Here is a 10,405-nt window from a genome sequence, read left to right on the forward strand (position 1 = left end):
AAGGTTGTGGAGAACAAGGATCGTTTTAGTTAACCGGTGCCTTTGAGGCACCCCTGTCTGCCAGTCCCTTTTTGGTTAAATGGGGGTAAAGCTTACCGGCAGCCCTTGGGGCTGCTCCTCACCGTTAAGCTCCTCGCTCTGCGAGGATGTCCTAACTTCATGCATATTAACAGCCTTAATGCTTAGCTGTGCTTTCTTCAGTCCACCGACCAACTTTTGACGCATCTGTTGGGAATTTCTCTCAAAAAAACTCTGCCACTTTTCTTTATCAACTTTCATTCTATTAAACTCATTATTAAATCCAGTAATAATCTGCTCAGCCATCAGTTTCAGGACCTCTATGTCTCCTCTAATAAAATAGTCAAAGTCTTTTCCTCTTTCTTCAGCTAGATTCACCTTCGAAGTAGTCTCTATCTGGTCATCATCACTAGAAGAATAGCTGACGTCGCTGTTCATTCCAAGCAGAGAAAGGCCTATGTCACTATTACTTTCTCCGCTTTGCTTTTTTTCCCTTTCATCGAACCGAAAAAACGATACAAAGTGAGGAGCATTATCAATCACATGAACTTCTATATCTTTGAGATTGAGATTTTTGACCTCAATCATAATATTACCCGCATTAATCTCATAAGAAGATTGTATCTTCCCCCTAAAACCTGCGGGAAGGAAGCGATCACAATTTGCTATAATAAGATCATACCCAGCAATTTCCCCAAACTGAGTAAACAAAGATTTAATGCCCTCTTGAGGAAGCTGAAAAAAATTTCCATATTGTACGAAATCTGCCAAATTACTTCCCCTTTTGAATTCCATGCAAAGAAGGTGTTGTGTCTTTGAAACACTTTCCTCTTGAAAGAACTGTCGAATAGCTTTTTCCTCTTTCTCACCAGATATCATGTCAACTTTAGGGATTGAAAGATGGGAAAAAGCTCGTTTATAAAAATTTGTGCAAAAATGTTCACACTGGGTATAATATAGCTTTTGCCACTTAAGGACATACTTGAATTCAATTTGTCTAGAAATAAAAGTTAAGCCCGTTGAACCTAAACTAGACCGCATAAAAGGAAAAGGTTTATTTTTTCGATGCTTTTTAATAAATGAAAGAGCATCGCTTGTAGAAGATTTGCTTTGTTGATTTATACTCGTTGTTGCTATTGAAGACATTTTCCCCCCAAAAATTTTAACTTCTAGCCATTTACAGCAACAATTGTATTAAAAAAATGAAAATAAGTCACTAAAAACACTTATTGGACAGCAATTCCCGAAAACCTCTTAACTAATTTACCTTAAGCGTCTTGCGGAAAAAAATTTTCACAAACCATTTTGACTTAAACCATTGTTTTCCAAATCATTAGACTTTTTTACAACAGAAACTCCTTATTATTTAATAAAACAAAAAAAGTTATTTATATTACAATGATCGATTGGAATAAACAGTGGGAGCTCCATGCTCCCGGTTTTAAAGAGGGATTTGTGTCTGTTGCCCTTAAGAATTATGGAGGTTCCAACCACTCCTTCAGGCTCGCTCCTGGGGCGGGGTTTGGTGATCTCTCCCACCCCACAACGCGGCTGATGCTCTCGCTGATGCCTAAAGAAATCACCGCTCCGGTGATCGATGTGGGGTGTGGGAGTGGGGTCCTTTCCCTTGCGGCAAAAACGTTGGGAGCTCCTTCGGTCCTGGGAATCGACATCGACCCTGCAGCCATTGAACACTCCCAAAAAAATGCTAAGCTAAATGAACTTGAGTGCATCTTCGATACAAAGATTGAGCTGGTCCCTCCCTCACCGTTGATCTTGATGAATATGATTTCGTCAGAACAAAGGATCGCTTGGGATGCGCTTCCTTCTCTTGGCAGTTATACTTTGATCGTGTCGGGATACCTTGAGGATGAAGCCGCGCCGACTCATTATGGAACAATTACCGCTTCAAAAACACTCGAAGGGTGGAAGGCATTTGCGATAAGCTATGAGTAAACGTACCGATGCTTCTTCAAGGTTATTGGTTGGTTAGGCAGCTGGCCACTCATTTTCATAATCATCTCGCTTTTCAAACTCTTTAAAGAGACCACTGAGGCTTTTGCTAGTTGATTCAGAACATCCCTATGCACAATTGTAACATGAGGCACATAGCAAGTAGGTTGCAAATCATCCTCCAACTCATAGTTTTCTCCTAAAATCTTGTTAAATTCGGCTAGCTTTTCTGCAAGTTGTCTGTTTAAATCCCTGAATTCCTCTTTATTCTTAGGAACCATGATAATCGGAGAATCCCCAGGACTTCTTCCCTTTAAATATCCTCCATTCTCATCTTTAATGGTATAGCATATGATCTCTTCCGGTTGAAAACAAATATTAGAAATTTTTTTTCATTACAATACTGGTAAAAGCACGTTTAATCTGACTAAAATGATCCTGTTTACCCCCTTTAGTTGTAATAAAGCACACATGAAAAAGGTGTCTCTTATGCAAATGAACTTCTCCTTCTTTCAAACCAGGGTAAACAGTCCAAAAAAGATTTCTTAAAGCTTCTTGAGCATCTTTCTTATCGTCTATAAACTCAAGGTTTGCACTAACACTTATTTTTTTTAACTCTACAGATGCAGACATTCCTACCTCGTGATAACTCCTGTACTTCTAGGGGTTTTTACCCAAACCAATCTTCCCATGGGCTAGGTTCTGCTGAGAAATTTATCGCAAGTTTCAAGAAAACCTCCTCTGAATCCCTTAGCCCTAAATTTCTCAACAGAACCTAGTAAATTAAAAAATTAAACGCAAGGGGCGTGATTCATCCCAGACTGGGTTTTCTCACGTCCAAGGGTAAAAAAAGCCCCCTTCTTAGAACTCCGGGGTTCTAAGAAGGGGGCTTTGGGTTACATCATTCCCATGCCAGGCATACCGCCCATGCCGCCCATTCCGGGCATTCCTCCCATACCACCCATGCCTCCAGGCATGCCGCCCCCTTCGGGAGCGTCGCTCTTTGGCTCGGGCTTGTCGGTGATCATGCACGCAATGGTGATGAGGAGACTTGCGATCGATGCAGCATGTTTCAGCGCACTTTTCGTCACGAGGACAGGATCGAGAACTCCCGCCTTCAGGAGATCTTCAAAGGTGTCAGTCAGGCCGTTGTAGCCCATAGAACCTTCAGCTTCGAAGACCTTTTCGGCAACCATGTTCCCTTCTTTACCGCAGTTGGTTGCGATGGCTGTTGCTGGGGCAAAAGCGGCGCGGCGGACAATGTCAACACCGATCCTTTCTTCTCCCTTCAGCTTGAGGCTATCGAGCGCTTTGACAGCGCGAAGAAGGGCCACCCCTCCTCCCGGAACAATTCCATCGATGACCGCTGCGCGGGTTGCATGAAGGGCATCTTCGACACGCATCTTTTTCTCTTTCATTTCGGTTTCGGTTGCAGCGCCCACGTTAATGACAGCGACACCACCTGCAAGTTTTGCGAGGCGCTCTTCAAGGTTTCCGCGGTCGTAGTCAGAGGTGGTCTCTTCCATCTCTTTCCGGATCTGGGCCGCTCGCTTTTGCACCTCTTGAGGGTTTCCACTTCCTCCGATAATGGTGGTCTCTTCCTTGCCAATTTTAATCGTCTTGGCAGTTCCTAAAACATCAAGCCCTACCTCTTCGAGGTTAAGTCCCGCCTCTTCGGAAACAACGGTAGCTCCAGTGAGGATCGCGATGTCTTGAAGGGTCGCTTTTCGTCGATCGCCAAAGGCAGGTGCTTTAACGGCGCAGAGGGGCATCCCCCCTTTTAGCTTATTTATGACAAGAGTGGTCAGCGCCTCTCCATCGATATCTTCAGCAATGAGGAGAAGGGGTCTTTGCCCTTGCTCCATCACCTTTTCTAAAATAGGGATGAGCTCTTTTGCGCTTGAAAGTTTTTTGTCGGCGATGAGGATCTGCGCATTGGAAAGCTCGGCTGTCATCTTTTCTGCGTTGGTGACGAAGTAAGGAGAGAGATACCCTTTGTCAAACTGCATTCCCTCAACAACATCAAGGACCGTTTCAATCCCTTTGGCATCAGCAATGGTAATCGTTCCATCTTTGCCCACCTTTTCCATCGCCTCTGCGATCATTTCTCCAATTTCGGGGTCGTTGTTGGAAGAAATGGTGGCGATTTGCTTGATCTCTTCGTGGTTTTGAACGGGAGTGGCAAGTTTATCGAGCGCTTCGATCATACTTTGAACCGCCTTGTCAATGCCTCGCTTGACGCTCATCGGGTTGGCACCTGCAATGACGTTTTTCACCCCTTCTTTAAAGATCGCTTCTCCAAGAACAATCGCAGTTGTCGTCCCATCCCCTGCAACATCAGAAGTTTTCGAAGAGGCCTCTTTCACAAGCTGTGCGCCGATGTTCTCGAACTTATCTTTGAGAGAAATTTCTTTGGCAACAGTGACCCCATCCTTTGTTGAAAGAGGGGAGCCAAATCCTTTGTTGATGACCACATTGCGCCCCTTAGGACCCAATGTCACGATCACCGCTTTAGCAAGAAGTCTGACCCCTTTAAGGATCGACTTCAAGGCCGTTTCATTAAATTGTAACATTTTCGCCATGGTCTTCTCCTTATTCTACAACTGCTAAAACATCATCTTCAGACATAATGAGAAGTTCTTCTTCTCCCTTCACTTCGGTTCCTGCAAAGGCGCTGAATAAAATCTTGTCACCCACCTTTAGTTCCATCTCTTCGAGCTTTCCCTCTTTCATCTTGCCGGGGCCGACAGCAAGGACTTCTCCCTGCTTTTGCTTCTCCTGTGCCGAGTCGGGAAGCAAAATGCCCCCTTTGCTTTCGACCGCTTCAGACCGCTTAACAAGAACTCGATTTCCTAATGGCTTAAACTTTTTTTCTGACATGGTGACTTTCTCCCATTGGGTTGTTTTTTTATCCCCATCATAGGGACCACAATGGTTTTTGTCAAACAGATTTAGCACAAAAAGGAAGCGATTGCTAATAGAGGAGATATTTTATCCGGACTTTCTTAAACTGTTCCCGCTCGCTTTGCTCATGAGCGATCATCTTCCACGCGGCATACCGCTCGTAGAGCATCATCCGAAAGATCTCATCGTTCCCATTGGCCAAGCAAAAAAGGCGCTTTTTATTGCCGTTCACTTTTTCGAGATACCCCTTCGTTTGCTTAGGGTAGAGACTTTTGAGAATTCCCATTAAAAGATATTGGACACTTAAGGGGCGGTAACGCCTCATGTTGGTGGGGCGGATGAGGACCCCATGACACTCTTTCCCTTTAAAGGAGCCATAAAAAGGGCGGTAGTGAAAAGGAAAGAAACGGACGCCGGGAAGTTTTTGGCTATTGAGCTTCTTAGCAAACACTTCGGCATCGATCCAGGGAGCCCCCACAACCTTAAAAGGGAGGGTGTACCCAATCCCAATGTTCACCATGTTGAGCTCTCCTAAAATGCCGGTCGATGCATAGAAAAGAGGAGTATCGGGCTCGGGAATATGGGGACTGGTGGGGATCCAAGTAAGCCCCGTCTCTTTAAAGGTCATCGTCCGCCTCCACCCCTTCATTGGAATGACTTTGAGTTGGCACCCAATCTTATACTCTCCATTAAAGAATGTGGCAAGCTCTCCAATCGTCATCCCATGGCAATAAGGAACATTAACATAGCCAATAAAGGAGCGCCACTTTTCCCCTAGCATTCCCCCATCAACGATCAACCCATTAATCGGGTTAGGGCGATCAAAGACCACCACTGGAATTTTCCGCTTGGCCGCCTCTTCCATCACATAAAAGAGGGTCGTCGCATAGGTATAGGAACGGACCCCAATGTCTTGAATGTCATAGATTAAAACATCGATCCCTTGGAGCATTTCGCTTGTCGGGCGGCGGGTTTTTCCATGCAAGCTATAGAGCTTTAGAGCTCCGACTTTTCCATCTTGGGTCTTCTTTCCTGCATGGGCACTTCCTGACCACCCATGCTCGGGGCTGAAAAGGGCAACGACCTTCATCCCTTTTTGTTGCAAAAGAGTAACGGTGGGGGTGAGCGTTTTGTTGACGCCGGTGTGGTTACTGACAAGACCAATCCGTTTTGTTTTCAGCGGTTTGTCATGCCCGTCCTTAAAGAAGAGATCGACGCCGAGATCAACGGCGGCAAAAAGGGGGAAACAGAGGGTGAAAAAAATGAGTCGCCACATAAGAAATTATGTTAGAGGAAAACACCTTTTTCGTGTACAAGAACAGTTACGGGGTTGTGTAACTAGATGTGGGTTAGGGCTAAATGACTGATAAACAAAGTGAAACAAAAGAGATGCTCGCAGCAAAAGAGCTCCTTGTCTCTATCATGGGCGCTCCCCTCACCCTTGAAGAGCGGAAAGAAAAGGCCGTTCAGCTGGCTGCCTTGATCCTCACCGAATCCAATCGAAGGCTCACAAAAGAGGAAAAAAGGCGGTATGGCGAGCTCCACCGGATGATGAGTGATCCGGTTGGAAAAGTCTTTCTTACCGCAATGACCGACCAGTGTTTCCGCTCGAAAAATTATGAGCGGATCGCCGACCAGATGATCTACCTTCTCAATCTCTATGGCATTCCAAAGTTCCTCTCTCCTATTAAACGGCTGCAGCTTTATCTCTTTAAGGTTTTAGGGGCTAAGTTTGCCAATATTCTGGTTCCCATTGCGATTTGGTCGCTAAGGAAAGAGACCTCTTCGGTGATCATTCCAGGGGAGACTGGCCCCTTAGCCCGCCACATCAAGAAACGCAAAGAAGAGGGGATCCGTCTCAACTTAAACCATTTGGGAGAGGCGATTCTTGGAGAGGAGGAGGCGGTGCGTCGCCTGGGCGTCTACCTCGAAGACCTCAAACACCCCCACATCGACTACGTTTCGATCAAAGTCTCAACGATTTACTCGCAGATTAACCTGGTGGCTCCTGAGAAAACCTTGGAAGATTTAGCGGAAAGACTCCGGGAACTGTATCGGGCTGCCAAAGGTAAGTTTGTCAATCTTGACATGGAAGAGTACCGCGATCTTCACCTGACCAAAAATCTTTTTATGAAGGTTCTCAGTGAACCGGAGTTTAAATCCCACTCTGCCGGCATTGTATTGCAAGCCTACCTCCCCGATAGTCATCCGATCCAAAAAGAGCTCACCGAATGGGCGATGGAGCGGGTGAAAAATGGGGGCGCCCCGATCAAGATTCGGATCGTGAAGGGAGCGAACATGGCAATGGAGCAGCATGAAGCGTCGCTCAAAGGGTGGGCGCAAACCCCTTACACATCGAAGGTTGAGACCGACGCGAACTATAAACGGATGGTCGTTTACGCCTGCGAGCGTTCCCACGCAGAGGCGGTTCACATTGGCATTGCCTCCCACAACATTTTCGATATTGCTTTTGCGATGCTTCTCCGTTTGGAAAATCGGGTCGAAAAAGAGATCTCCTTTGAGATGCTCGAAGGGATGGCCGACCATATGCGGCGGGTGGTTCAAGCTCTTACCGGCGATATGCTCCTGTACTGCGCCGTTTCGACGCGGAAAGATTTCCAAAGTGCGATTGCCTACTTGATTCGCCGCCTCGATGAAAACACCGGCGCCGAAAATTTCCTCGCCCATAGTTTTGGCCTCCGCGCCGGAACCAAAGAGTGGGAAAAGCAAGTCGCCCTTTTCTCCGATGGGTGCAACCTGATCGACACCACCACCATGGAGCCCAGACGGAAACAAAACCGACTCGAAGCGCCGACCCATCTCGATATTAACGCCCCCTTTGAAAATGAGGCGGATACCGACTTCTCCCTTCCCCAAAATCAACGGTGGGCTAAAGAGATTGTCAACCGGTGGAAAGAAAAACAAATCGATCCGATTCCCCTTGTGATCGCAGGGGAAGAGGTCATGACCTCTGAAACGGGAATGGGGATTGACCCCTCCTATCCCGATCGCTCCTACTATACCTATACAAAAGCAAGCTGGAAAGAGATCGACCGCGCTTTAGCCTGTGCTAAACAAGAGGAGAACAACTGGGCCCATACTTCGATTGAGGAGCGGTGCGCCCTTTTATCTAAAGCGGCCCAAAAACTCAGAGAAACCCGCGGCGATCAGATCGGCTCGATGCTCGGCGATGCGGGCAAAGCCTTTATCGAAGCCGATATCGAGCTTTCCGAGGCGATCGACTTTGCTGAATATTATCTCCGCTCAATGCATCAATTTGCCGCTCATAAAGATTTAGAGTGGAGCCCTAAAGGGACCATCCTCGTTGCCTCTCCCTGGAACTTTCCCAAAGCCATCCCTGCAGGAGGGATCTTTGCTGCTCTCGTCACTGGCAACTGCGTCCTTTTTAAGCCTCCCCACGAAACCGTTTTAACCGGTTGGGAGCTTGTCAAAACCCTGTGGGAAGCGGGGATTCCAAAAAAAGTGCTCCAGTTTATCAACTGTGATGACGATCCAGTCGGCTCAAAACTCATCCAAGATGAGCGGGTCAATGCTGTGATTCTCACTGGCGCGACTGCCACTGGAAAACTCTTTATGAAAATGCGCCCCGGGATCGATCTTTCTGCCGAAACCGGAGGGAAAAACGCCCTCATCGTCACCACCCTTTCCGACCGCGACCTTGCCATTAAAGAGCTGGTTCAATCAGCCTTCGGCCATAATGGGCAAAAGTGTAGCGCCGCTTCTCTTGCGATCTTAGAAAAAGAGGTCTACGACGATCCCCACTTTTTAAAACAGCTCCGCGACGCGGCTGCCAGTTTAAAGGTGGGCTCCCCTTGGGATCTAAAAAGTAAAATGACACCGCTGATCCATCCTCCCACCGGACCGCTCGAGCAAGGGATTAAAACATTGGAGCCGGGTGAGTCGTGGCTTTTAGAGCCCAAGGTCGACCCCCAAAATCCCCACCTTTGGACACCAGGGATTAAGCTCGGCGTGCAAAGGGGAAGCTTTACCCAAAAAACCGAACTTTTTGGCCCTGTCTTGGGGCTCATCCGTGCTGAAAACCTCGAGCAAGCGATCCATATTGCCAACTCGACCCCTTACGGACTCACCGCTGGGATCCATTCTCTCGACAAGCGAGAGCTTAAAAAGTGGCAGCGCCTCATCATCGCTGGGAACTGCTACATCAACCGGAGCATTACTGGAGCGATCGTCCGCCGTCAACCCTTTGGAGGGACCAAAAACAGTTGCTTTTGCCGCGGCTCTAAAACAGGAGGACCCAACTACCTCACCCAGTTTATGCATGCCAAGCAGATCGGCGTTCCGAAAGAAAAGTTCCCTATTGGTGAGTGGGTCAACAACCTCACCCGTTTCCTCGAAAAATTTGATCTTTCCGCGGAAGACCTCGGAATCTGGTATGCCAGCGTCTCGAGTTACGCCTTCTTTTGGCAACAGTTTAAGCGAGGAAAGGACCGTTCCAAAGTGGTCGGCGAAGACAATTTCCTCCGTTACCGCCCCCACAAAAAACTCACCTTCCGGATCACTCCCGAAGACAACCCGCTCGACTATCTCCGCGTCTTTGCCGCTGCGCTCACCACCGAAACCCGCCTCGACATCAGCTGGGAAAAGAGCCAGGACGACAAGGTTGTCCATGCCAATTGGGGCGTGCTTCTTCCCATCTTTAATATTACCGAAGAAGATGAGGCAACCTTCATCAAGCGGGTCGAAAGTGGAGGTGCCAAGCGGATCCGGATGCTTGGAGAGCCCTCCCAGGCTCTTAAGGAAGCAGCCGCCCAGACCGCCTCCTACATCGACCATGCCCCCGTCCTTGCCAATGGACGGGTCGAGCTCCTCCATTACCTCCGGGAGCTTTCCCTCTCAGTCTCTTACCACCGGTACGGCAACCTGGGCCTCCGCGAAGGAGAGCTGAGAAATCCAATCAACTAATTATAAGAAGTTTATGAAAATTGCAACTATAGTTGCCATTTTTGGACCATTTTTGGCATCGTAGGTAGCAAAAATGAAAAGACCCTGAGAGCCTTTTGGCTGCCTCAGTTAAAAATGTTTTTTTGTTTGTCTCTCACAAATATTTGGCATGGTTCAAAATACAGCATGCTGAGGTAACACTTCCCGAAATATGGAGGCCTTTCCACCTTATGTAGTTAATCGGGAGTATTTAGGAGAAAGATACGTCGGGGGCAAGCCCCCCGCTGCCCCCGACGCATCTTTCATAAGACCAAAAATTGTTACCCTATTTTGAACCATGCCAAATATTTTCATATTTAAAAATCATCAAATCGCTTTCTTAGAAGCACTTAAACTCATTTTATACGTATAATTTTTCTACGTTTTATCATCATTTGAATGATAATAAGTAGTTAGGACATCCTCGCAGAGCGAGGAGCTTAACGGTGAGGAGCAGCCCCAAGGGCTGCCGGTAAGCTTTACCCCCATTTAACCAAAAAGGGACTGGCAGACAGGGGTGCCTCAAAGGCACCGGTTAACTAAAACGATCCTTGTTCTCCACAACCTT

At 47.2% G+C, this 10,405-nt stretch carries 7 protein-coding genes; 2 read left to right on the forward strand and 5 right to left on the reverse strand.

Features of this window, described 5'->3' with window-relative positions:
- Positions 1 to 75: 75 nt before the first annotated feature.
- Positions 76 to 1,164, reverse strand: a complete 1,089-nt coding sequence (locus NEPTK9_RS07955) for a protein kinase family protein (RefSeq protein WP_194848303.1) — start codon at positions 1,162 to 1,164, stop codon at positions 76 to 78.
- Positions 1,165 to 1,416: 252 nt separating this feature from the next.
- Between NEPTK9_RS07955 and NEPTK9_RS07960 the strand changes: the two genes are divergently transcribed.
- Positions 1,417 to 1,974, forward strand: coding sequence for a 50S ribosomal protein L11 methyltransferase (locus NEPTK9_RS07960; protein ID WP_194848304.1), 558 nt, complete (start codon positions 1,417 to 1,419; stop codon positions 1,972 to 1,974).
- 375 nt (positions 1,975 to 2,349) lie between these two features.
- Here NEPTK9_RS07960 and NEPTK9_RS07965 read toward each other — a convergent pair whose 3' ends face one another.
- From NEPTK9_RS07965 to NEPTK9_RS07980, 4 genes are all read right to left on the reverse strand, one after another.
- A complete protein-coding gene (locus tag NEPTK9_RS07965; protein WP_194848305.1) occupies positions 2,350 to 2,604 on the reverse strand; it encodes a hypothetical protein in 255 nt (84 codons plus the stop codon).
- 263 nt (positions 2,605 to 2,867) lie between these two features.
- Entirely contained in the window at positions 2,868 to 4,553 is a 1,686-nt protein-coding gene (gene groL / locus NEPTK9_RS07970) for a chaperonin GroEL (protein ID WP_194848306.1), read from the reverse strand.
- A 10-nt stretch (positions 4,554 to 4,563) separates the two neighbouring features.
- On the reverse strand, positions 4,564 to 4,851 hold the full coding sequence (locus tag NEPTK9_RS07975) for a co-chaperone GroES (RefSeq protein ID WP_194848307.1): 288 nt from the start codon (positions 4,849 to 4,851) through the stop codon (positions 4,564 to 4,566).
- Between the two features lie 94 nt (positions 4,852 to 4,945).
- Positions 4,946 to 6,151 (reverse strand): exo-beta-N-acetylmuramidase NamZ family protein, encoded by a 1,206-nt coding sequence (locus NEPTK9_RS07980; RefSeq protein ID WP_194848308.1) that lies wholly within the window; start codon positions 6,149 to 6,151, stop codon positions 4,946 to 4,948.
- A gap of 83 nt (positions 6,152 to 6,234) precedes the next feature.
- Between NEPTK9_RS07980 and NEPTK9_RS07985 the strand changes: the two genes are divergently transcribed.
- Positions 6,235 to 9,819, forward strand: a complete 3,585-nt coding sequence (locus NEPTK9_RS07985) for a proline dehydrogenase family protein (protein ID WP_228547089.1) — start codon at positions 6,235 to 6,237, stop codon at positions 9,817 to 9,819.
- Positions 9,820 to 10,405 lie beyond the last annotated feature (586 nt).

This window comes from Candidatus Neptunochlamydia vexilliferae (assembly GCF_015356785.1).
In the GTDB taxonomy this organism is placed as follows: Bacteria; Chlamydiota; Chlamydiia; order Chlamydiales; family Simkaniaceae; genus Neptunichlamydia; species Neptunichlamydia vexilliferae.